This is a genomic window from Stenotrophomonas sp. SAU14A_NAIMI4_8 (genome assembly GCF_003086695.1).
In the GTDB taxonomy this organism is placed as follows: Bacteria; Pseudomonadota; Gammaproteobacteria; order Xanthomonadales; family Xanthomonadaceae; genus Stenotrophomonas.
On sequence record NZ_CP025999.1, the window covers coordinates 491,236 to 512,795 of the forward strand.

At 60.5% G+C, this 21,560-nt stretch carries 17 protein-coding genes; 6 read left to right on the forward strand and 11 right to left on the reverse strand.

Annotated features, from left to right (window positions below; genetic code table 11):
* Positions 1-85: 85 nt before the first annotated feature.
* Positions 86-883 carry a siderophore-interacting protein gene (locus C1930_RS02150; RefSeq protein ID WP_108755226.1) on the reverse strand — a complete coding sequence of 266 codons (798 nt, stop codon included), beginning with the start codon at positions 881-883 and terminating at the stop codon, positions 86-88.
* Positions 884-946: 63 nt separating this feature from the next.
* Positions 947-1,510: a PadR family transcriptional regulator gene (locus tag C1930_RS02155; protein WP_108770967.1), complete on the reverse strand. Its 564-nt coding sequence runs from the start codon at positions 1,508-1,510 to the stop codon at positions 947-949.
* Between the two features lie 577 nt (positions 1,511-2,087).
* Between C1930_RS02155 and aceE the strand changes: the two genes are divergently transcribed.
* The 4 genes from aceE to C1930_RS02175 all read left to right on the forward strand — a co-directional run bounded on the left by aceE (position 2,088) and on the right by C1930_RS02175 (position 10,740).
* Positions 2,088-4,775 carry a pyruvate dehydrogenase (acetyl-transferring), homodimeric type gene (gene aceE / locus C1930_RS02160; RefSeq protein ID WP_108748283.1) on the forward strand — a complete coding sequence of 896 codons (2,688 nt, stop codon included), beginning with the start codon at positions 2,088-2,090 and terminating at the stop codon, positions 4,773-4,775.
* Between the two features lie 72 nt (positions 4,776-4,847).
* Positions 4,848-6,959, forward strand: a complete 2,112-nt coding sequence (locus tag C1930_RS20380; RefSeq protein ID WP_199912396.1) for an ATP-binding protein — start codon at positions 4,848-4,850, stop codon at positions 6,957-6,959.
* 531 nt (positions 6,960-7,490) lie between these two features.
* Positions 7,491-9,515: a DUF3578 domain-containing protein gene (locus C1930_RS02170; protein ID WP_108770968.1), complete on the forward strand. Its 2,025-nt coding sequence runs from the start codon at positions 7,491-7,493 to the stop codon at positions 9,513-9,515.
* A gap of 193 nt (positions 9,516-9,708) precedes the next feature.
* Positions 9,709-10,740, forward strand: a complete 1,032-nt coding sequence (locus C1930_RS02175; protein ID WP_234412769.1) for an McrC family protein — start codon at positions 9,709-9,711, stop codon at positions 10,738-10,740.
* Positions 10,741-10,787: 47 nt separating this feature from the next.
* Here the strand turns inward: C1930_RS02175 and C1930_RS02180 are convergent, their stop codons facing one another.
* The 3 genes from C1930_RS02180 to C1930_RS02190 form a co-directional block, all read right to left on the reverse strand.
* Positions 10,788-11,168 carry a hypothetical protein gene (locus tag C1930_RS02180; protein WP_159093521.1) on the reverse strand — a complete coding sequence of 127 codons (381 nt, stop codon included), beginning with the start codon at positions 11,166-11,168 and terminating at the stop codon, positions 10,788-10,790.
* Between the two features lie 52 nt (positions 11,169-11,220).
* Positions 11,221-11,589, reverse strand: coding sequence for a hypothetical protein (locus tag C1930_RS02185; RefSeq protein ID WP_108770971.1), 369 nt, complete (start codon positions 11,587-11,589; stop codon positions 11,221-11,223).
* A gap of 483 nt (positions 11,590-12,072) precedes the next feature.
* Positions 12,073-12,291: a hypothetical protein gene (locus C1930_RS02190; protein ID WP_199912397.1), complete on the reverse strand. Its 219-nt coding sequence runs from the start codon at positions 12,289-12,291 to the stop codon at positions 12,073-12,075.
* 147 nt (positions 12,292-12,438) lie between these two features.
* On the opposite strand from C1930_RS02190, the gene C1930_RS02195 reads away from it, so the two are divergent.
* Together C1930_RS02195 and C1930_RS02200 are read left to right on the forward strand one after the other, a co-directional pair.
* Positions 12,439-13,041, forward strand: a complete 603-nt coding sequence (locus C1930_RS02195) for a hypothetical protein (RefSeq protein WP_108770973.1) — start codon at positions 12,439-12,441, stop codon at positions 13,039-13,041.
* Between the two features lie 111 nt (positions 13,042-13,152).
* On the forward strand, positions 13,153-13,815 hold the full coding sequence (locus C1930_RS02200; protein WP_234412721.1) for a hypothetical protein: 663 nt from the start codon (positions 13,153-13,155) through the stop codon (positions 13,813-13,815).
* A 24-nt stretch (positions 13,816-13,839) separates the two neighbouring features.
* Here C1930_RS02200 and C1930_RS02205 read toward each other — a convergent pair whose 3' ends face one another.
* The 6 genes from C1930_RS02205 to C1930_RS02230 form a co-directional block, all read right to left on the reverse strand.
* On the reverse strand, positions 13,840-16,824 hold the full coding sequence (locus C1930_RS02205; RefSeq protein WP_159093523.1) for an XVIPCD domain-containing protein: 2,985 nt from the start codon (positions 16,822-16,824) through the stop codon (positions 13,840-13,842).
* An 11-nt stretch (positions 16,825-16,835) separates the two neighbouring features.
* Positions 16,836-17,336 (reverse strand): hypothetical protein, encoded by a 501-nt coding sequence (locus C1930_RS20135; protein WP_159093525.1) that lies wholly within the window; start codon positions 17,334-17,336, stop codon positions 16,836-16,838.
* A gap of 587 nt (positions 17,337-17,923) precedes the next feature.
* A complete protein-coding gene (locus C1930_RS02215) occupies positions 17,924-18,424 on the reverse strand; it encodes a hypothetical protein (RefSeq protein ID WP_108770976.1) in 501 nt (166 codons plus the stop codon).
* Positions 18,425-18,634: 210 nt separating this feature from the next.
* Positions 18,635-19,144 carry a hypothetical protein gene (locus tag C1930_RS02220; RefSeq protein ID WP_159093526.1) on the reverse strand — a complete coding sequence of 170 codons (510 nt, stop codon included), beginning with the start codon at positions 19,142-19,144 and terminating at the stop codon, positions 18,635-18,637.
* Positions 19,145-19,333: 189 nt separating this feature from the next.
* Complete coding sequence (locus C1930_RS02225; RefSeq protein WP_108770978.1) at positions 19,334-19,831, reverse strand: hypothetical protein; 498 nt, start codon at positions 19,829-19,831, stop codon at positions 19,334-19,336.
* Between the two features lie 316 nt (positions 19,832-20,147).
* Positions 20,148-21,533, reverse strand: a complete 1,386-nt coding sequence (locus tag C1930_RS02230) for an NAD-dependent succinate-semialdehyde dehydrogenase (RefSeq protein ID WP_108770979.1) — start codon at positions 21,531-21,533, stop codon at positions 20,148-20,150.
* Between the last annotated feature and the right edge of the window lie 27 nt (positions 21,534-21,560).

Here is a 21,560-nt window from a genome sequence, read left to right on the forward strand (position 1 = left end):
GTGGGGCCTCACAGGTGCGGGAAAGGAGCGCGATTGTAGCGGGGTCAGATCCCTTTCCTGCGGAAAGGGCTCTGACCCCACATCATCAATCGCCGTCGGTTTCGTCCGGGTGGGCCTTCCAGTAGCCGGTGGAACGAATCCAGTCGCGCGGTACGCCCAGGTGGCCTTCCAGGAACTTGCGCATCATGCGCGCGCGGCGCGATTCGGTGGCGATCCAGTAGAAGGTGTCACCGTCGGGGGCTTCGAAATCGGTGAACTGGTCTTCCAGCAGGGTGCTGGTGGCGGCCGGGAAGCCGTTGCGCTCCAGCCAGTGGATGCGCACGTTTTCGTACTGCGGCAGGTCCTGACGCTCGTCTTCGTCGCTCACTTCAATCCACGCCTGCACTTCGGCGTGCTCGGGCAGCACGTCCAGCCAGCGGGCGATGGCCGGCAGCGCGGTTTCATCGCCAATCAGCACGTAGGCATCGTAGGTGTCGGCCACCACGAACGAGCCGCGCGGGCCGCCGATGGCCAGGGTGTCGCCCGGCTGCGCGCGCTGTGCCCACGGCCCGGCAATGCCCTGGTCGTGCAGCACGAAGTCGATGGCCAGTTCGCCGGTTTCGTGGTCCCACCAGCGCGGGGTGTAATCGCGCGCCGGCGAATGTTCCTTGCCCTCGGGGTAGCGCGGGCCCTCGGCGGTCATGGTGGGCAGCACCATCTCGCCGCTGCTGTTGGGGAAGAACAGCTTGATATGGTCGTCGGCGCCGGGCGAATCGAAACCGGCCAGGTCGGCACCGCCCAGCACCACGCGGCGCATGTGCGGGGTTACGGTTTCGGTGCGCAGCACGGTCAGCTGGCGGAAGCGCACATCCAGGCGCAGTCGCTTGTTTTCATGGTCGGTCATGTCAGTACCTGTAGCGGTAAGGTCGCGCGGGGCGCGCGGCAAAGGGGGAAGACCTGGCGGGCGTCAGTCTGGCTCGGTCGGGGTGATCGGCAGCGGTCCATCGCCCAGGGATCCGTTCAACAACGCGGCGGCGTGCTGCAGGTGGGCGGCCACCTGTTCGGCCTCGCCTTCGCTCCAGCGGCCGTGGTGGCGCACCAGCGCCTGCTTGAACTCGCGCAGGGCCGCGGCCAGCGGCGCCGGCAGCGAGGCCTTGGTGATCTCGCGGGCGCGGTCGAACGCGCGGCGCTGGGCCAGCCGCACCTGCGGCCGCTGCACCTTCAGTTCGAATTCGCCGGCGGCGGTGATGCGGAACACGCGGCGGCCATCTTCTTCGTGCGATTCCACCCAGCCGGCCTGCTCGAAGCTGGCCAGCAGCGGGTACATGGTGCCGGCGCTGGGCGTGTAGGCCTGCATGAACAAGCCGCTGATGTGCTGGATCAGCTCGTAGCCGTGGCGCGGCTGTTCGCCAATCAGGGCCAGCACCAGCAGGCGCAGGTCGCCACGGCTCAGCACGCGCGGCTGGCCATTGCGGCGGGGCACTTCGGGGGATGGGGCCGGGCGGGCCCGCAGGGTAGCGGATCGGCTCATTTCGATATATCGGTAACGAGTGCGCAAACGATATATCGATAAGCCGGACCGGACAAGTCCAGATTCGGGCCAAACCCATGCTGCATTCAGGCCACGGCGGCCCCAACGAGAGAACCCACCGCAAAGCTGCGGTGGGTTCTGGGCGAAGCAGCTGCGGCGCCAGGTGGCGGGCGCCGCAGGGGAAGGGGCTGCCTGCGCGGTGCAGCTTCCCGCCCGGCCCACGGCCAATCCAGAGGCAGGCGCGACATGTTGGCGGCGGTTCATCGCCAGCCGCCAGAACGCCCCTACAACGGCGCAGGCCTTGCCCTACAACGGTCATCGCCAGCGGTAACACTGCGTCCTGCCGATGCACCCAGCGGTGCAGAAGCGACACCGGGGCAGGGGGCCTGCCGCCCGCAGGTGCCTGAAAAACCAGACTGTCCGGCGCCGGGACAGCCCGGGACAGGCCTTGCGGACACAGGCCAAACGCCTCCATACGGCAGCGTAGCGAAGTGACGAAAGCCCTTGGTGCGCTACACTTTGCGGTCTAGAAATCTATACAACAGTCGCGCGCGTGCGTGCGGTAATGGGAGCGCTAATGAACTGGTTGAACGAAGTGCTGAACAACGACACCAATCCTGTTGAAACCCAGGAGTGGATCGAGTCGTTGAAGGCCGTCATTGATGTCGAGGGCCCCGAGCGCGCGCATCAGCTGCTGGAAGGCATGGTGGAACTGACCCGTCGTTCGGGTGCGTACCTGCCGTTCTCTCCCACTACCGAATACGTGAACACCATCGAGCCGCAGCTGGAGGCCAAGAGCCCCGGCAATGCCGAGCTGGAATGGCGCATCCGTTCCATCATCCGCTGGAATGCGATGGCCACCGTGGTGCGCGCCAACCGCAAGCCGGGCGATCTGGGCGGCCACATCGCCTCGTTCGCTTCCGGTGCCACCCTGTACGACGTGGGCTTCAACCACTTCTGGCGCGCCCCCAGCGACAGCCACCCGGGCGACCTGCTGTTCATCCAGGGCCACAGCGCCCCGGGCATCTACGCGCGTTCCTTCCTGGAAGGCCGGATCAGCGAAGAGCAGCTGGACAAGTTCCGCATGGAAGTGGACGGCGGCGGTCTGTCGTCGTACCCGCACCCGTGGCTGATGCCCGATTACTGGCAGACCCCCACCGTGTCGATGGGCCTGGGCCCGCTGGCCGCCATCTACCAGGCACAGTTCATGCGCTACCTGGAAAACCGTGGCCTGATCGAAAAGAGCGACCGCAAGGTGTGGTGCTTCATCGGCGACGGCGAGAGCGACGAGCCGGAAACCCTGGGCGCCATTGCGCTGGCCGGCCGTGAAGGCCTGGACAACCTGATCTTCGTGGTGAACTGCAACCTGCAGCGCCTGGACGGCCCGGTGCGCGGCAACGGCAAGATCATCCAGGAACTGGAAGGCGTGTTCCGTGGCGGCGGCTGGAACGTGATCAAGCTGCTGTGGGGCGGTTACTGGGATGCCCTGCTGGCCAAGGACACCGACGGCGTTCTGAAGAAGCTGATGATGGAAACCGTCGACGGCGAATACCAGAACTGCAAGGCCTTCGGTGGCGCGTATACCCGCGAACACTTCTTCGGCAAGTACCCGGAAACCGCCGCCATGGTGGCCGGTCTTTCCGACGACGACATCTGGCGCCTGAACCGTGGTGGCCACGACCCGCACAAGGTGTACGCCGCCTACCACCAGGCCGTGAACACCAAGGGCATGCCGACCGTCATCCTGGCCAAGACCGTGAAGGGTTACGGCATGGGCAGCGCCGGCGAAGCGCTGAACCCGACCCACCAGACCAAGAAGCTGGACGACGAAGCGGTGCGCCACTTCCGCGACCGCTTCAACATTCCGGTGACCGACGCGCAGCTGGCCGACGGCCAGGTGCCGTTCTACCACCCGGGCCCGGATTCGCCGGAAGTGCAGTACCTGCAGGAACGCCGTGCCGCGCTGGGTGGTTACCTGCCGCAGCGCCGCCGCAAGGCCGAAAAGAGCTTCAACGCACCGAAGCTGGAAACCTACGAGCGCCTGCTGAAGAGTAGCGGCGAGCGCAGCTATTCCACCACCATGGCCTTCGTGCAGAGCCTGAACATCACCCTGCGTGACAAGGAACTGGGCCCGCACATCGTGCCGATCGTGGCCGACGAAGCCCGTACCTTCGGTATGGAAGGCCTGTTCCGCCAGATCGGCATCTACGCGCCGTTCGGCCAGAAGTACAAGCCGGTCGACGCCGACCAGCTGATGTTCTACCGCGAAGACCAGAGCGGCCAGGTGCTGCAGCAGGGTATCAGCGAGCCGGGCGCGATCAGCTCGTGGATGGCCGCCGGTACCAGCTACTCGGTCAGCAACGTGCCGATGCTGCCGTTCTACATCTACTACAGCATGTTCGGCTTCCAGCGCGTGGGCGACATTGCCTGGCAGGCCGCCGACATGCGTACCCGCGGCTTCCTGCTGGGCGGCACCGCCGGCCGCACCACGCTGAACGGTGAAGGCCTGCAGCACGAAGATGGCTTCAGCCATCTGGTGGCCGGTGGCATTCCGAACGTGCGCAGCTACGACCCGACCTTCGGCTTCGAAGTGACGGTGATCCTGCAGCACGGCACCAAGCGCATGATGGAAGACCAGGTAGACGAGTACTACTACCTGACCCTGATGAACGAAAACTACACCCACCCGGAAATGCCGGAAGGTGCAGCCGAAGGCATCGTGAAGGGCATGTACCTGCTGACCGACGCCGGCAAGCCGAAGAAGGGCGATCTGCGCGTGCAGCTGCTGGGTTCGGGCACTATCCTGCGTGAAGTGATTGCCGCCGCCGAGCTGCTGGACAAGGACTTCGGCGTGACCGCCGATATCTGGAGCTGCCCGAGCTTCAACGAACTGCGTCGCGATGGTTTCGACGTGGAACGTGCCAACCGCCTGCACCCGGAAGGTGAGCAGCGCAAGGCCTACGTGACCGAGCTGCTGGACGGCCGCCAGGGCCCGGCGATTGCCGCCACCGACTACGTGCGTGCGTATGCGGACCAGATTCGTGCGTTCGTGCCGATGTCTTATACGGTGCTGGGCACGGATGGCTTCGGTCGTTCGGATACCCGTGCGAACCTGCGTCGCTTCTTCGAGGTTGACCGGTACTACATCGCGCATGCCGCGATTGCGGCGCTGGCGAAGGACGGGAAGATGACGGCTAAGGATGTGGCTCGGGCGATCAAGCAGTACAAGATTGATCCGGAGAAGGCTAACCCTGTTGGGGTTTGATTATTAAGAAAGGGGCAGCGAAAGCTGCCCCTTTTTTTATGGATTTAGTGTGCACAGACAGGGAGTGTGCAAATGGCGGCAAAGCCGAATGCGTTCGGGGATGTGCGAGGAGAAAATGACCACAAAGCGCTCGATGAGTCATTTTATGAATGGCAAGACTATCGAACTCTGTTTGAGAGCGTCGATAGGTTCATCGTAGTGGGGCGACGTGGCACGGGAAAGAGTGCAATTACCTACCGTCTCAGCAAAGTATGGTCTGATCGAAAGACGCCAGTGATAAAAATTGCTCCTGTTGAAGAGCAAATGATTGGGCTTCGGCCATTAGCGAAAATGTTTGGCGCCAATTTGTCAAAAATGAGGGCTGGGATCAAGATCGCATGGAAGTATACGATCTTAATGGAAATCGCCTCAATGCTATTGAGCGACTATAAGCTTAAAAAATATATTGAATCCAATAGAGAACTTGCGGACAAAGTCACAAACTGGCGCAGTCGCGGGTTGTCGCCAGTTGATCGGCTCCGATCTGTCCTGAAGGTCTTTAAGGCTGAGGTTGAAGGGGAGGATGAGCGTATTGCGGAGCTTCCGGCTTTTCTCTCAGTCGAGAGACTGACAAGCGAAATATCAGAAATTGTATCTGAATCAGGACAGGAATATGTGTTGCTTGTAGATCGGCTTGATGAGGGCTACGAGCCAGACATTACCGGCACAAGCATCATTGATGGAATTCTGTATGGGACTGACGAAATTAGGTCATCCCTAGCAGGGCATTTTAGGGCGATTGTGTTCATTCGCGACAACATGCTTCGAGCGATTGAGGCCGAAGATAAAGACTTTACAAGAAATCTTGAGTCCCAAGTTCTTAGGCTTCACTGGGATCCTCAGGAGCTCTTCTACATGGTGGCAAAGAGAATTAGATATGTCTTCGGCATATCCAAAGAGAGCGATGTAAAGGTATGGAATGCCATCACGGCAAACGAGCTCCATGGCCGCGAGGGTTTTAGGAGATGTCTGAGGCTGACTCTCTACCGTCCTCGGGATGTTATTGCGCTCTTGAATACGGCCTTCTACCAGGCGCAACGGCAGGAACGGACCACTTTGATTGAGGCAGATTTTGACGAGTCTGCAAAAAGCATATCTGTGACTCGCTTCAATGATCTTGGGAAAGAGTATGAGGCTGTGTTTCCTGGTCTAAGAGCATTGGTCTCCTCATTCTCTAGTGGAGACGCCAAGCTGAGGCTTACTGAGGTTCAAGAAAAGATTTCTAACGTCATGGCGAGCCCTGGCCTAACCGCTGCCGAGTCGCAACACTTTACGATACTAGGAAGCGCGCAAGAGGTCCTTAAAGCACTTTATGGTATCGGGTTCATCGGCGTTTTTGACAAGCAAATTGCAAGCTTTGTTTATTCACACGACGGTAAGAGATTTGAAAAATCGCTTGTGGACGAAGATGTTCTAATGATTCATCCGTGCTACTGGCCGGCACTCAACATAAGTGGCTTTGAGCTGACCCAGGGTGAGGCGGAGGAAATATATGATGAATACGAGATTGCGATCGAATCCCAGAGTGGTGAGCAGAGAAAACGTATTCTCGGGCAATTGATGTCTGAGCTTAATGGCATTCCCGATGGGGTTGCTGGAGCATCTCAATTCGAAGTCTGGTGCAAGAAGGCGGTCGAGATCGCGTTTTCAAAGCAACTCTCCAATATCCAGCTGAGGCCCAATGCTAACGCCTCCCAGAGGCGCGACATAGTGGCTACAAATCAAGGTGGCGGCATTTGGAGTCGGGTGCTTAATGATTACAAGACCAGGCAGGTGATATTTGAGGTTAAGAATTATGCAAAAATTGGGGTTGATGAGTTTAGGCAGGTTTACGGGTATCTTGGTCGCGAGTATGGAGAGCTTGCGTTCATAATTTGCCGGGATGCTGAGTTTGGGCTTCGCAAAGGGGCGGAGTTGGAGGCTTTTAGGGAGTTCTATAATAAGGGTAAGTTGATCATAAAATTCCCTGCCCAGCAGCTCGTGACCATTCTTTCGAAGCTGAGAAGTCCGGAAAAAGTGGACGCTGGTGATCTGGCGGTCGAACGGCTGCTCGACACCTATGTCCGAATGTACGCATCTGGTCAAACTGACGTGCCTAGTTCGAAAGGCACACGGAGGAAAAGGAGGAGTCGGGTTGAGGTCTAAGGAATGCCGCAGACCTGGCGGACCGAAAGTGTCAGCCCTCGCCGCTATCCGGCAAGGGCGACTGATCATGCGCGAGCCCGAATCTCTAGAATGTCCGTGACGCGAGCCTACTGCACGTCACTGAACCGCCGCCCATTCTGCTCGCAGACGTCCTACAGTCTGACTATCAGGTGTTCCAGGTGCTGCGCTTGCCGTCCTGGACCGAACGATCGGCCTGCACTGGGACTAGATCGAGCCGACGACAGGTAGCAGGCACTGTCTGCCTGCCCTTGATGAACTCAGGGGCGGGCGCGCTCTTTTGCCTGATGGGCCATGGCTTGAACTCTGACTCCGTCATTTCGCTCAACGCACTCTCGTTCCAGGAGATCTACGCTTTTTTAGGTGTCCGCTGGGGCTATCACACGGCCTTGGAGGCCGACTGCGTCGATTCAGGACAGTAGAGATCATTGATGAGCTATATGGCCTTCCGATACTGTTGTCGCAATTGGCCTCCTTTCTGCAAGGCCATCGGACAGCGGCTAGGAGCCTCCTATGACAGATCAATTGCCAGGCCAAGAATCCCAGAACCTTAGGGCCAAGCTTGGCACGATTCTTCGCACGTACCAGCATGCGCGGTCTGAGGTCAGTTTTGGGGGAGAGAATGAGGTCGCAGATGTCTTTCGGGAGCTGAAAGAGGGAGTCGAGCGGCTTGCCATTGTTGCCGGTAACGAGCATCTAAAAGTGGTGGCGAGCTACGGCAAGGGCAACTGGGCAACAATCCCCTGGCTGTCGATCCTTGATCGAAGAGAAACCACCACAACGCAGCGTGGGGTCTACGTCGTCTATCTGTTCAGCGAGGCAGGGGACGGGGTCTACCTCACTCTCGCCCAAGGAGTAACTGAGTTCGAGTCACTTCATCGGAAGGAAGCCGTTCGAAAGCTCAATGACCGTGCAGATGGGATAAGGGCTCTAATCCCCAGTCTCGCCGACGCGGGCTTCGATCTCTCTTCGGGCATAGATCTTCGTTCGAGTGGCAGCAAGGCGCGCATGTATGAAGCGTCCACGATCGCGTTCAAATACTACGGCGTGGACGAACTTCCCTCCGACCAATCGCTGATCGTCGATCTCGAAGCAGCTCTTCAGGCTTACGGTGCAGTTGTCGATGCTCACAGCGATCGGGTGGCGCCACGACTCGATCGCCGCATTGCGCTCGTGGGAACATGGCAGACAATTTCTCGGGACTACGGCTCTGTGCTAGAAGGCATAGACAGCAATGGCGGATGGGCTAGCGGCTGGACATTCAGGCTCCGAGAAGGCGTCCGCGACGAGCTGTCAAGCGGCTTCACGCTCTACATCAATGGAGGCAAACGTCAGATCGTTGCTAAGGCCCGCGTGGGGATGCTCCGCTGCGCGCCGTCTGCGGACGGGATCGCCAATCCATGGCCTTCGCTACCGGGAACATACGATGAAGGAAACCGATTCAACGATAGCGCCAATGGCGCTTACAAGACATGGTTCAAGCTCGAGGCCATCGAGTTCATCACCCCCTTCCCGGTTGAAGAGTTGGAACTGCTAGACGGATTCTCCACCCCCAACAGCGTGGTGAATCAGAACGCATTTGGTTACGTGTACGAGCGTATCAAAGACTCATGGCTCGGCGACGATGAAAGCCAGGATGCTGCTCGCGTGGAGGCGTCAAGCGCTCCCGTCGAGCTCGAGGTCGATCTAGACATGTCCTGGTTGGCGGCTGAGACGCTCCTCGCCGAAGGTGAGCTCAGCAGCATGATCGATTGTCTGCGTGGGAGTCAGCCGCAATTGATTCTGGCTGGTCCACCCGGTACCAGCAAGACCTGGGTAGCCCAGAAGTTAGCAACCTATCTAACTAGGGCTCGCAAGGGCGCGGTGCGATTGGTTCAGTTCCATCCCAGCTATACGTATGAGGCCTTCATCGAAGGTTTGCGCCCAGTTGCAGGCCCTTCAGGCGTTTCGTTCGACGTGAAGGCAGGCGTGGTGCTGCAGATAGTAAGTGACATGCGTAAGGCCGGACATCTCAACGATCCAGACCATCCCTACGTCATCATCATGGATGAGGCAAATCGAGCAAATCTCCCGAGGGTAATGGGGGAGCTTCTGTATCTTCTTGAGTATCGGGATCAGGCAATCAGTCTGCAGCTGTCCAAGGAGTTCAAGCTGCCGTCCAATCTGATGTTCATCGCAACGATGAACACCGCCGATCGCAGCATTCGTTCCATAGATGCGGCGATGCGGCGCCGTTTTGAAATCTTCGAGCTCGCACCTGATGCTGATGTGTTGGAACGCTACTTCAACTCCAGAGCTCTTCCGTCGGAAGCCGTAGTTGAAGGGCTGTCCAGGCTCAATGATCATCTCACTAGGGACCTGGACCGGCACCACACCATCGGCCACTCCTTCTTCATGCGCAATGACATGTCCCCGAAAGTTCTACGGGAGGTCTGGAAGCGAAAGCTTTTGCCGCTCATTGAGGAGTACTACTACGATCAGCCGGACGGTATCGGCGCCCTGAGCGTGAACCAGTTATGGCCAGACTATGCTGACTGAAGTCGTTCTTGAAGAGAATCGAGAAAGTGCCGTCCGCTTGTCAGATCAGCAAGTCCAGGCGCTAGAGGATATTGGTCGTCGGATGGCCGGGCGCCTCAGTTGGTGGGGTTCAAAGTCCAAAGCGGTTGCCGACGGTAGCGCTAACGCTGATGAACAAGCATCAGTGGTTAGCGTTGGATATCGCCCTAATGGCATGCACATCTTGAAATTTAGGAACGTGGTCGGTGTGGTCCGCTTGGGAGACCTCCAGCTGCAGGTTGCCCCTAAGATCCCGCTGACCCACTTCTGTCACCTAATGGGAAAATCTGAGGTGGCGCCGAGAGTGGACGGGTCGCCAGCTCGCGTCGGGAGCTCGCAAGACTTGCGCGAACTAGTCTGTCGATGGTTGCTTGCGGAAGCAGAGCGCGTCCTGCGGCTTGGATTGCATCGGGACTACAGCGAGTACGAGGAGGAGTTAGCTGAGGTGAGGGGCTCCGTGCAGCCGGTCCCCACCGTTCTGGCGAACCTCTCTGGTCGAGTGGCGGTTCATTGCACATATTCAGAGCTAGACGAAGACGCGGCGATCAACCGCCTGATGAAAGCGAGCTGTGCTGCGATTGCTTCGGACCCCAGCATCGATGCGGACGAGAGGCGGCGCGCCCGCCGCCTCGTACTGTCGATGGGGCCTGTGGGTGTGTTGCGTGAATCCGACTGGCAATTTCAGGCGACCCGTCTGCACGCGCGCTATTCAAAGGCGCTGCCGCTTGCGAAGCTAGTTTTGGCTTCGAGAGGAGCCTCCATGGAAGCCGGCAATTTCTCGGGGACTTGCTTCCTGATTCCAACGCCAGGCATAGTGGAGAGCGGACTGCGCAACATTCTTGCAAATGCGTTGTCGCCCATCGATGTAATGAAGCGTGGGCTCCGTTTGGCAGAGGGAGGGATCACGCTAAATCCCGACCTCGTCGTGGATGGAAGTCGCATCGTGGGAGACGTCAAATACAAGTTTTTCGGTGGGGACTGGGACCGTGCGAGCTTCAATCAGATCGTTGCATTCGCATCTGGCTTTGAGGCAGAAAGAGGATTCGTCGTGGGCTTCAGGCGCCGGGAGGATGGCTTGGTCCCTTTGCCGGCCGCAGTCGGCAAGATTCGGGTGAGAAAGTTTGCGTGGGTGGCGTCGCCTGAGACAGATCCTTTTCTGAGTGAAAGGGTGCTAGCTGAAGAAGTTCGAAACTGGATCGGCATGTAAGCCCTGGTACTAAGGCGCGATGGCCTTTGAGGCTGGTCTCCCACGTGCTAGCGCCACCGGTCCCAATCCGGGCGCGTCCGCACCCGCCACTGCTGCTGCAAATCCCCCAGATCCGGAGCCCGCTCCCCCGCATCCCCAACAACCATCACCACCAGTTGCAGTGATGAGTTGTCCACCAGCATCACCGGCTGCCCGTTGGTGTGCAGCACGAAGTACCGCTCGCTCCCATCCCCCGAGCCCACCTCCAACCGGACGCCACCCCGCGCCTGCGCAAACGCCTCAGCCTCTTGCCGCATGACCCCGAAGGAGTAATCCGACAGCCTGCGGTAGGCCTTCACCTCCAGCGTCGCTTGGGGAAGGAGGTAGTCCGAGAACACCAGGCCCATCACCATCAGCGTGCTGGTTACAACCACGGGCGGCACCCTCATGGGTCGCGCTGCGGCACCAGAGCCGCAGCGCACCAGACCCACAGCGCAGGCACTAGCCACGTACCTGCAGGCAAGCGCTGGCTTGCGCCGTCAGCGCCACGCACGCCAGCATCAGCCCCTCCATCGTGCGGTCGCCCAGGTGCTGCGCGGGCTCTCCGTTCTGTCGCGCGCGCTCTCCGGCCAACAGCATCTCCTGCACCACGCGCAGGCCTGCCAGGGCGCAGTCGGCGTCGGCCAGGGCAATGCGGCGGCCTAGCGCGGCCGAGCGCTCCGGCCAGGGCTGGCCATCGGCAGCGGCGCCGCTTTGGATGCGCCGCAACGTGGTGAGGAAGGCAGTAGGGTCTGAACCGCTGTCCAATTCGGGCTCGGCATTGGCCGGGTCGGTGGCAGCGTGCAGGGGGCGGAATTCCGATGCGTTCATGGCAGTGCTCCGTACAGGACAGACGGCAGCGCCACCCCGAAGGGAGGCGGACGGTACGTGGCTCGAAAACCGGTCAATAGCCAAGCCGGCGGGCCCGAAGGCCCCCACGCACCGCCCGCCATGGAACGCGAACGGATTGCCAGCCGGCGCCACGCAAAGGTGACGCCGGCTGACAAGCGTAAACACACCGGCTATTGAACGGGTTTTCGACGCCCGTGCCACCCTTCTCGGTGGCACGCAAAGGTGTACCCGCACAGAAGCCCAATGCCAAGAAACCGCAGCCAAGAAGGCCGACAGTTCTGATGCTTCCAGCATTGTGGCACGGCAGAAAATCCGCGAAACCCGTTGCAGCACAGTGGTTGCGGCGAAAGTTAAGCTGCCGCCGCTATGTCGAACGCGGAGCGCACTTCTCGCAGCAGCAGGTGCTTAATTGCGACACACCCTCATCCAGCGCCCGCTATAAAAACAGGCCAATTGCGTCACCTACTTAACAATGACCCCCAATCCAGGGCGTGGCCAGAGCGCATCGTCGCGCCCCAGGTCGTAGTCACTGCCGAACGCCAACGCCGCCTCACGCGGCGGCAAATCTGCGTAGCAGTCCAGCAGGGAGGCATCCATGCCAGCATCCTGGTGGTCGATGGCGAACAGGTAGAGAAGCTCGGCATCGAAGGCGGCCAGCCAAGTGGGATCGATCGGAGTCATGGTCATCGTCGAAGAGGCGGGCCGCCAGCTTCGGTGAGGCCCGTCTCGTGGGCCAGGACTGGGCTCGTCTAGCCCCGTTACGCTCAATTGCGGAACCCCAACCGATCGGCGATGCTTCACGCAAGACAGGGAGGATGGGGGATTTCCATGGAAGGCATCGTCAACAAATTGGTCGATGTTGCTGGCGACCAGTTTCTGGTTCCCGTCGCCCTTTGCGCGGTGTTGGTATTAATCTTCAAATGGCTGTCAGGCCTGAATCATCAGCGTACTTCGGCCCGGAAGGACTTCCTTGAATTATTCCGTGAGGAGAGTGCCAAGGATGACCTCTGGCTATCCGTTGCCATCAGGCACCACTGCGGCGCCTATCTGCCGGTCTCCGTCATCCGTAAGTTGTGTGCGCTAGATCAACCCGCACGCGCCATCGTGGACGTTGCCAACGCTTGGGACCTTGTTGAGACTGATGACGCTACCGGCGAGATTCGCTGGCGCCGGAAATGGTTCGGTAATCCCAAGACCAGGAACATCATTGCCGTAGCGCTTATGGTCGGCTACGGCGTGGCCGCCATGGTGGCCCTCCTGCTTGGCTACATCCTCGTCATAGGCAAGGTGACCGCCAGCGTTTCTTTTGGCTATTGGCTTTGGGTGATTATTGGCGTTGCCGTGGCATGGCGGTGCCTTTCTCAATCGGATCTCCTGCTCAACGGCGGCAAGAGCTTGGAGCGGTGGCTGGGGATGAAGTCGCATTCCTAGCGTGGGTAGGTGTGCAAATGGTGTTCTGCGCGGCCTATCCCGTACTCCGCTTGATTGCCTGTGGTTCTTGCAGGGATCGCAATTCGGCCCAGGGAAATTCAGGGGATCAACATGATGGACCATCTGTTCAACCAATCTGCATTGCTCCGGCAAGCAATGCTCGCAACCGTCGACTATCCACTGGCTGACAACGGCGTGAGGTTCCGGACTTCACTGGACGCGACGGTGTTGAGTCTGGAGCATGCAGAGGCGGTTCGCATGCTTATGGAGGCAGGGCTTGAGTCATCCGCGGCTGCAATGCTGCGCTGTCAGTTCGAGGCATTCGTCCGCGGCGTTTGGCTGCGTCACTGTGCATCCGACGATCAAGTAAAGCTACTGTCATCGTCGCCAAAGGAGGATGAGGGCAGGGCACTTCCGATGCTGAGCAAGATGATTGATTCGCTTGCCCAAGTCCCCGACATGGCCAACCTTGTTCCACTGCTGGAGGAACTGAAGAAGCATGCGTGGGCTGCGCTGAACTCATTCATTCACGCCGGTGTGCATGCGGTTGGCCGAAGCCGCGCAGGTTTCCCATTGGAGTTGGCCGTGAACGTCGTGCGTTACAGCAACAATCTCCTGATGATGGCAGGACAGCACATGGCCATCCTCACCGGGGTGCCCGGCCTGCAGGGCGAGGTTCGCAGGCTCAGCGATGTGTATGCCGACTGCCTGTTGCTGGATGAAGGGCGTCGCCGAGCTCCCGAAGCTGCAGCGTCGACGCCCCCGTCCTCCTGAACCTTCGTGGGTAGCTGGTGTCGATCACCCCATACTCGCCGCACGCCCCCTCACCTCCTGCTGCATCCGCTCCTCCTGCGACTGCTGCTCAAGCTCACGACCCATCGCACGCTGCTGCGCTTCCTGGCTCACGCCTTCATACCGCTGCAGCGATTGCTCAACCGGCGTCTGCACGGCCTGTGCTGTGGGCATTGAGGAGCGCAGATGCGAGGGATCGTTCAGCTCGCCCTGCACCAGAAACACCGTCTGTCCCGCAGGGGTCTGCGCGGTCGCGTTGCTCAGCACTACGTGGTCCACGCGTGACAGGTCGCTGTCTTTGGCCAGCACCAGCAGGCTCGCGCTCATCCGTTCGCTGATCGTATCGAAGCTGCGCCCGTGCTTGGCATCCAGGGCAGCTACTCCATCGCGAATCTGTTCGTAGAGTGCGTAGTCGGGGTGGCCCGGCAGCAGCGGGCTGCCTGCGGTCTGGGGTTCCTCCGCGGGCTTGCTGGCATGGCCGTGCACTGCATGGGTGGGGCGTTCCTGTTCCTGCACCACAGCGGGAACGGTCGGGTGTTCGCGTTGCTGCCCATCCATCTGCGGCAGGGCAGGGGACGGGGACCCATGGGCCGATTGCATGCGCGCCATGTCCTCCACGGTGGTAGTGGAGGTCAGCTCCATGCGGTTGCCCGGGGCAGTGCCGAAGGAGGCGATGGCGCTGTCCGCGCTGGGCGCGTGCGTGCGCGGGTCGGGCATCAGTTCCAGCGTGATGTCGGTCTGCTTTCCAACGGCGGCCAGCTTCTGTTCCACCGCAGCGGTAGTGGCGGCAAGCTGCTCCTCGGTGCGCGGAATGCCGTGCTTTGCGTACAGCGTCTCCACCTGGCCGCGCACGCCCTCAGGCGCGATGTGTACGGTGGCCTTGATCTGCTCGGCCATGCTGCCCATGTCTGCAATGCCGGCATTCTGGCTCTGCCAGGTGATCTCCAGCTCATCGCCGATATTGCGATTGGCCTGGCTGTTGAAGCCCACGCCCTCGTGGACCCACTGGCCATCCGCATCACGGCTGTAGCTGCGGCCGTCGCTTGCACGCAGGGTATCGGCGCCGTCCTGCGCCTTGCGGATTGCCTGCGGAACGGACGGGTTCTGCGCGTCGCCGAAATCACTCCAGCGGCCCTGCTCGTGGGCCACCATGTAGCGCGATGCCACCGACGCAGGGGTGTTGGCCGCGTTCTGCGCGATGACGGTGCGCGATTGCTCATCCAGGGCCGGTTCGCGTTCCGGCGGAACGGGCTCGCGCCGGGTGATGGGCGTGCGCCCGTCAACGACTTCCCGTATCTCCAGCTCCCATTGCCGCGAGACGGTATCGCGTACGAACTCCCTTCCGGTCTCGAAGGCGCTGGGGGGCGGCTCTTTCAAGCCACTGGCATTCAGTCGATAGGGATTCTGCGGCGGTGGCAGGTTGGCCAGGCCCAGCTCGTAAGAGGCGCGGGCGGCCTGCCAGTTCAACTGGCGCTCCAGCGTGCCGGTGGCCACATAGTCGGCTCTGAAGGTGACATCGGCGCCCTGCGCCGTCTGCACGGGCCGCACTTCCACGCCAGTCCCCAGGTCGGCGCTCTGCACCTGCTGTTGCTCGGCGCCGCGCAGCCAGCGGCCCTCCGGGTCTGCCGGGCTACGCGTCCAGGTGCGGTGCAACGGGTCCTGCTGGATATAGACCCGCTCGATGTCCTTCTGTGCGGCCCACTGTTCACCCAGATGGGCGCCAAGCGCGCCGCCAGCGATGCCCGCAACAACAGCGCCGGGGCCCGACCACGAGCCGGATACGACCCCAATGCCCGCACCTGCGGCGAAGCCGCCCAGCGCACCCCCCAGGTTGCGGCCGACGAAGTGCGCCGAAGTGGAATCGGCACCTGCGGTGTTGCCTTGCGAGTTCAGTTCCACCCACTTGTGGCCGGAAGTGGCGAAGTCGTGCGCCATAAGGGCGACGCCCGCCACGCCCAGCGCCTTCATGCCGGGGTTCACCCCGTGAGGTACTGCCTCGGCTATTGCCACGCCCGGAGGCCCGCGCGGCGCGCCCGGCTGCAGCGGCGAATGCGGCAGTGGCTCGGGAAGATCGGCGAACAGACGCGGGCCTGTGGACAGCGCCGAGCGAGCAGCGACCCATTCCGCGCGGGTGGTGGACATCTCGTGCAGGCTTAGGGCGCTGTAGTCGTGCAGGGGCTTCTCGAAGAGGGTCTTGCCCATGGCGTCATAGCCATCGATGGGCTTCAGGTGCAGGCGTACCTGGGCCACGTCGACCGCTTGGCCAGTGTTGGTGGTGGCGTGCTGGGCCAGGGTGCGCTCTAGGGTCTGGTACTCGGCGGCTGACTGGCTGGCAAAGGTGAGCGGGTCGGGACCGAAGGCGCTTATCGGGTAGCCGTTGATGCGGAGCTGGGGGTGTTCGAGGGCGGTGGGCAGCTCGAACCTGGCGAAACCACGGTTGGAAGGTGCACCGTCCACAAAGGCGACCAGCGGTTTGCGCGTCGCGATGGCGTTCTCGAAGAATGTCGGGCTACCGGCGTTCCACATCACGTCGCGAAGCACGCCCGCATGGTCTTTGTCGTAAGGAATGATGCCCTTCGAGTCCATCACGTGCTTGAGTCCAGCTTCCATCACCTGAAGGTCGGGGATATGCGCGGGATCTTTGGCCAGTCCACTGATGAACTTCCCCCATGGTGTATCCCCAATTACTCCCGATCTGCCGTTGATCTGATCTCTGTACCCTTCCGCGTTGGTGAAATTGGAGGTGCCGGCGGTGTCCTGACCGGAGAACGCAAGGTAATCCGCCCCGTCTGGAAGCCGAGGAGGATGGGCCTGCATGCTGCCGGTCACATACTGTTCGAAGCTCACGTTGGCGGAAGGACCAGATCCGGGTGACTTCAGATAGGTGACGACATCGGAAACCTGCTGTGCCGTCAGGGGATATCCGCTCCCAACCTGGGTTGCGCCCCCAAGCGTGGTCTTCACAAAGTCATCGAAGATGAATCTGCTCATGGCATACGACCTCAGCCGCCGGATACAGCGACGTCAACAATAGCCAGCACAATGGAACCGTCGGCCCACTTGGCGACATTTGCAGGCACCGGGACCTGCGATTCCATTAGCGCCTCTGCGTTGGTCACCGCGAGGTACCGTAGGACCTCATCATTGCCAGTACGACCGGCGAATGACATTGCGAACCCTTGTGCAAGGCCTTGGAGATAGGTGAAGTCGTCATCAACGCTACCCAACCTCTGCTTGTATCTCAGCATGGCGAGGATGACCTGAGGTTGCCTAAGGTCAAAGACGTAGGCGTGGACAGGGCGACCACCATCCTGAGTCATTTCGTCCCATCCATAGAAGCCTACGCCGCCTACCCGCGTCTCTCCTCGATAGATGTCGAACTGATACTCGGTCCCGTGCCGGCCGTCTCCCAAGACAGTCGGTCCAATTCTTGGACGAGGGATCTCTGTTTCGCTGGCTGGATCGAGCGAAGAGTAGGGCTTGGCTTGAAAGTGGAAGGGCATCTCAATACCTGCATATCGTGGTGAGACTACTGGTGATGACCAGTCAAATTGGCCAATCGGAGTTCACAAGAACAGGGAGGGCTTCACCATCGGTATCACACCGGTCGCCCACGCGAACGTTCAGTCAACGGTAGCAGCGTCGGCGGTCTCATGATGAAGTCCATAAGCAAGTCCCTTGCTTCACATGCACCAACTATATGAGGCGTTCCTGCTGCACTCCACACCCTGGCTCGCGGACGCACGGGATTGCTGCCTGCGTCACACATTCGGCAAGCCAATTGCGTCACCCGCCCTGCCTCCAGTTGCCCGCAAGCCAACTGGATTCCAGATGGTGTCCTGGAGTGCTCCTGGGTCCCATACCCCACGCGGTGTAATGCTTCATGAGTCGAGGAAGCCGTGCAGCCTCCCTTTCACCTACTCCGAAACACTCGCCGCGCCATTGGGGCCAGAGCCAGGTCACTTCAGATAGTCGATCGCCTCGTCCATCTGCCGTGTACTGATAGCAGTGTCGTCGGCTACGTCCGTCGCTACAGAGAACGTTGTCCTGGCGTAGTCATCGAAGGTTGAGCTGGCCATGAAGGTCCTCCTCAGACTTGGTGAGCGCGGATGAAGACGCTGGCGAGGATGATGGAGCCGTCATCGCAGATTGGAGTTCCCTCCGGAACCGGTACCCCAACGCGTGCCAGTGCGTCGGCGCGGGTGAAAGCTACAAAGCGCAGGTCCTGCGGGTTGCCGACCTCTACAGCGAACGAATTCACAAGGCCCTGTGCAAGGCTCTGAATGAGCGCAAACGGCTCATCTAAATTGCCGAGCGAGTCCTTGAACTTGAGCATGTCATTGAGTACCCAATCAGGGCCAAGGTCCAGTGTGTAACGGCGTTCGCGACCGCCGTTCGTGCTGATGAGTGCCTGCTTGCCAAAGAAGCCAATGGCCCACACAGTCTTGCTGTCGCGGTTAAACGTGTACTGGTATTCAATGCCTACGCTGCCATCCAGCTGAGCATCTGGAAGGATCCTGGGTCGCAGGATAGAGATTCCGCTCTGCTCATCTACGGCAGACATGTCTGTAGGTTCGAAATCGAAGGGCATGACAGTGTTTACCATTCCTGCTGCGCTATCGGGATCCGCACTTGGGAGGGGGGACAAAGGGGAGAGCGACTGAAAGGATGCACATGACGCTCGACCGCATCGATGCAGCCGGTACCTCGCTTCACCTGATGAGGCGATAGCGGACTGTCCTTCGCTCTGTTGGTCGCTCCACCCACGGTTGTGCGGAAAAGTAACTGAACACGCATCTGTTTACGGGTCCACCGCCTGCGATTGGCTGTCGGGAACGCATGCCTCTGCCAAGACAATCTCGCCATTCGCTGAGTATGGAATGTGCTGGGGCAGCGCAACTCCATGCTGACTGAGGGCGTTGAGAGAAGTCACAACCACATTTCTCTGTGGCTCGGTACTATCGGCGCTGCCTACAAATACAGCTACAAGACCCTCGGCAATGGCGGAAAGAAAGATGAAATCATCATCCGTGTTTCCAATCTTTCGCTTCAGTCTAAAAATCGAATCGAAGGCCGAATGGTGCGTGATCTCGAGCTTGTACAGCCACTCGCGGTGACCATTGATCACCAATGCAGTCTCGATTCCGAAGATCCCTAAACCGCCCACTCGATCGCCATTGCGACGGAATGCGTACTGGAACTCGATGCCTGTTCCGCCTTCCGGCAGAGTTGCGGGTAGCATGCGAGGCTGCGGGATGGATACGCCGCTGCTGGCGTCAATCGCAGAACTACCGAGTGGCTTGAAGTCCATTGGCATAGTCGTTCCTACTCAACCCATTGGCCAGTGTGCTCTGATCGTACGCTCAGCGTCCACGTCTCTCCAAAGGCTTGCGTCCTGAAAGCAGAGCATCACGCGCCGCACATCCATCTCTACCCATCGGCAGCTGCTTGTCCGACTTCAGGTCTGCCAGCAATGGCTCGATTTCAGGTCGTACTTCCGTCACTGGTCAGCTCCTCCGAATCGCACTTCATAGACGCACTTCGTTGCTCCTGGGTTTGTCCCACTCGCGTAAGTGAGGAGGGTAGTGCTCAGCGTCTGTCTTCCCTCACCACCTGCACGCCAAAAGTTCCTGATACCGCCTCTTTGGAATGGAGATTCCTCTCCCCCGGAGTACCCCAACCGTTCCAGCTCGCGCCCCGCTTTGTCTGCGTCCCAGTAGCAGACGCCGTCGGGCGATTCGGTGACAGATGGCTTCCCCGCCTGATAGAAGATGATCGAGTGCATGGGATAGTCATCCGGCGCTTCGACAGAGAAATAGGACGCGCTGTAGTTGTAGCCCTCCGCCACGCCAAGATTCCTTGCTCGCGTCTTGATGCTGTTTCCTTGGACGGGCAATAGAGTGAATCCAATTGCCTCGCCGAACTTCTCGGGACTGATGTCCGCGCGCGACCTGAGTGAATCTGCGTAAGTGAGGATGCGCGCCTGCAGCTCGGCCATCGGAATGCTGGACGGCTGTGCTTCAGGTCCTGAGCTCCGCTCGCCGGCGCTGGACGCACCAGGTGTTCGCGCGCAACCCACTCCGATCGCCAAGAGAGCCACAAGCCCACATGTGGCGGTTCGAGCGCCCAACGCCCGTAGAGAACTCCTGATCATCAGCACATCCATTGCAGCGGTCTGGCCACTATATGGCGTGCAGCGTGAGCAGCGCAGGCTTGCCATGATCAGAAGTGCTCTCGAGGTCACCGTTCCATCAACGATTCGCTCACCTGAAGGGAGGTCGTCCCGCTCCGTGACGCTCCAGAAGCCGCCCACATCACGCCCCCGCCGGCAGCGTAATCGACTTGATGTTGACGAATTCCTTCAGCCCCTCCGGCCCATGCTCACGCCCGTAGCCCGATGCCTTCACCCCGCCGAAGGGCAGGGTGGGGCCGGCCACGTTGAAGCCGTTGATGCAGACCATGCCGGTATCGAAGTACGTGGTGGCCAGCTCGCGCGCGCGCCTCACATCGCGGCTGAAGATACCGCCGCCCAGCCCGTAGCGGCTGTCGTTGGCAATGCGCATGGCGTCATCATCGTCCTTGGCCTTGATGATGGCCGCAGCTGGCCCAAACAGCTCGTCCTCATACGCCACCTGGCCCGGCGCCACATCGGCCAGCACCGTGGCCGGGTAGAACCAGCCGGTCTTGGCCGGCACTTCGCCACCCACCACCAGCCGCGCGCCCTGGGCAACGCTCTTGCTCACCTGCTCGTGCAGGGTGTCACGCTGGGCCTTGGACACCATCGGGCCGAGCTGGGTCTTGCCGTCGTTCGGGTCGCCCATGCGGATCTGCTCGAACTGCTTTGCGTATGCCTCAACAAACGCGTCGTAGTTCTTCTCGGTCACGATGAAGCGCTTGGCATTGACGCAGGTCTGGCCGTTGTTGAACAGGCGCGCCTTCACGCAGGTCTTTACCGCCAGTTCCAGGTCGGCATCGTCCAGCACCAGATAGGCATCGTTGGAGCCGAGTTCGAGCACGGTCTTCTTCAGTGCCTTGCCGGCCTTTTCGGCCACCGTGCGGCCGGCCTTTTCACTACCGGTAAGCGTGACCGCGCGCACAAGGTCGTGGTCGATGATGGCATCGGACTGGTCATGGCTGATCAGCAGCACGCCGAACAGCCCCTTGGGCAGGCCGGCCTCCTCGTACAGATCGCGCAGGAACAGGCCGCTGCCGGTGCAGCTTTCGGCATGCTTCAGCAGCACGCCGTTGCCGGCCATCAGGCTGGCGATGGAGTAGCGCACCGCCTGGTAGGCCGGGAAGTTCCACGGCTGGATGCCGTACACCACGCCGATGGGCGAATGGGTCACGATGCCCACGCCATTGGCCGAGGGGCGCTCCTCATCGGCCAGCACCGTCGGGCCCTGCTCGGCGGTGTACTTGCAGATGGCCACGCATAGGTCCACCTCGCTGCGGCTGTCACCGATCAGCTTGCCTACTTCGTTGGTCATCAGCTGGGCGAAGGCTTCCTTCTTCTCTTCCAGCTTGCGGGCAATGGCGGCCACCACCGCGGCGCGCTCTTCCAGGCTGCGCAGGCGCCACTGCAGGAAAGCCTCGTGGCACGCCTTTACGGTGTCCGCTGCCTGCGCGTCGGACATGTAGGCGTAGGTATCCAGCACCCCTTCGGTAAGCGGGTTAATGGTCGTGAGCTGTTGCTTGGTCATGTTCAGGTCCACCTTGTCTTGGGGAAG

Excerpts from the sequence above, each read along its gene's own strand:
- C1930_RS02150 (WP_108755226.1), bottom strand. The coding sequence starts at position 883 with ATGACCGACCATGAAAACAAGCGACTGCGCCTGGATGTGCGCTTCCGC.
- C1930_RS02155 (WP_108770967.1), bottom strand. The coding sequence starts at position 1,510 with ATGAGCCGATCCGCTACCCTGCGGGCCCGCCCGGCCCCATCCCCCGAA.
- aceE (WP_108748283.1), top strand. The coding sequence starts at position 2,088 with ATGAACTGGTTGAACGAAGTGCTGAACAACGACACCAATCCTGTTGAA.
- C1930_RS20380 (WP_199912396.1), top strand. The coding sequence starts at position 4,848 with ATGGCGGCAAAGCCGAATGCGTTCGGGGATGTGCGAGGAGAAAATGAC.
- C1930_RS02170 (WP_108770968.1), top strand. The coding sequence starts at position 7,491 with ATGACAGATCAATTGCCAGGCCAAGAATCCCAGAACCTTAGGGCCAAG.
- C1930_RS02175 (WP_234412769.1), top strand. The coding sequence starts at position 9,709 with ATGCACATCTTGAAATTTAGGAACGTGGTCGGTGTGGTCCGCTTGGGA.
- C1930_RS02180 (WP_159093521.1), bottom strand. The coding sequence starts at position 11,168 with ATGAGGGTGCCGCCCGTGGTTGTAACCAGCACGCTGATGGTGATGGGC.
- C1930_RS02185 (WP_108770971.1), bottom strand. The coding sequence starts at position 11,589 with ATGAACGCATCGGAATTCCGCCCCCTGCACGCTGCCACCGACCCGGCC.
- C1930_RS02190 (WP_199912397.1), bottom strand. The coding sequence starts at position 12,291 with ATGACTCCGATCGATCCCACTTGGCTGGCCGCCTTCGATGCCGAGCTT.
- C1930_RS02195 (WP_108770973.1), top strand. The coding sequence starts at position 12,439 with ATGGAAGGCATCGTCAACAAATTGGTCGATGTTGCTGGCGACCAGTTT.
- C1930_RS02200 (WP_234412721.1), top strand. The coding sequence starts at position 13,153 with ATGATGGACCATCTGTTCAACCAATCTGCATTGCTCCGGCAAGCAATG.
- C1930_RS02205 (WP_159093523.1), bottom strand. The coding sequence starts at position 16,824 with ATGAGCAGATTCATCTTCGATGACTTTGTGAAGACCACGCTTGGGGGC.
- C1930_RS20135 (WP_159093525.1), bottom strand. The coding sequence starts at position 17,336 with ATGCCCTTCCACTTTCAAGCCAAGCCCTACTCTTCGCTCGATCCAGCC.
- C1930_RS02215 (WP_108770976.1), bottom strand. The coding sequence starts at position 18,424 with ATGCCCTTCGATTTCGAACCTACAGACATGTCTGCCGTAGATGAGCAG.
- C1930_RS02220 (WP_159093526.1), bottom strand. The coding sequence starts at position 19,144 with ATGGACTTCAAGCCACTCGGTAGTTCTGCGATTGACGCCAGCAGCGGC.
- C1930_RS02225 (WP_108770978.1), bottom strand. The coding sequence starts at position 19,831 with ATGGCCGAGCTGCAGGCGCGCATCCTCACTTACGCAGATTCACTCAGG.
- C1930_RS02230 (WP_108770979.1), bottom strand. The coding sequence starts at position 21,533 with ATGACCAAGCAACAGCTCACGACCATTAACCCGCTTACCGAAGGGGTG.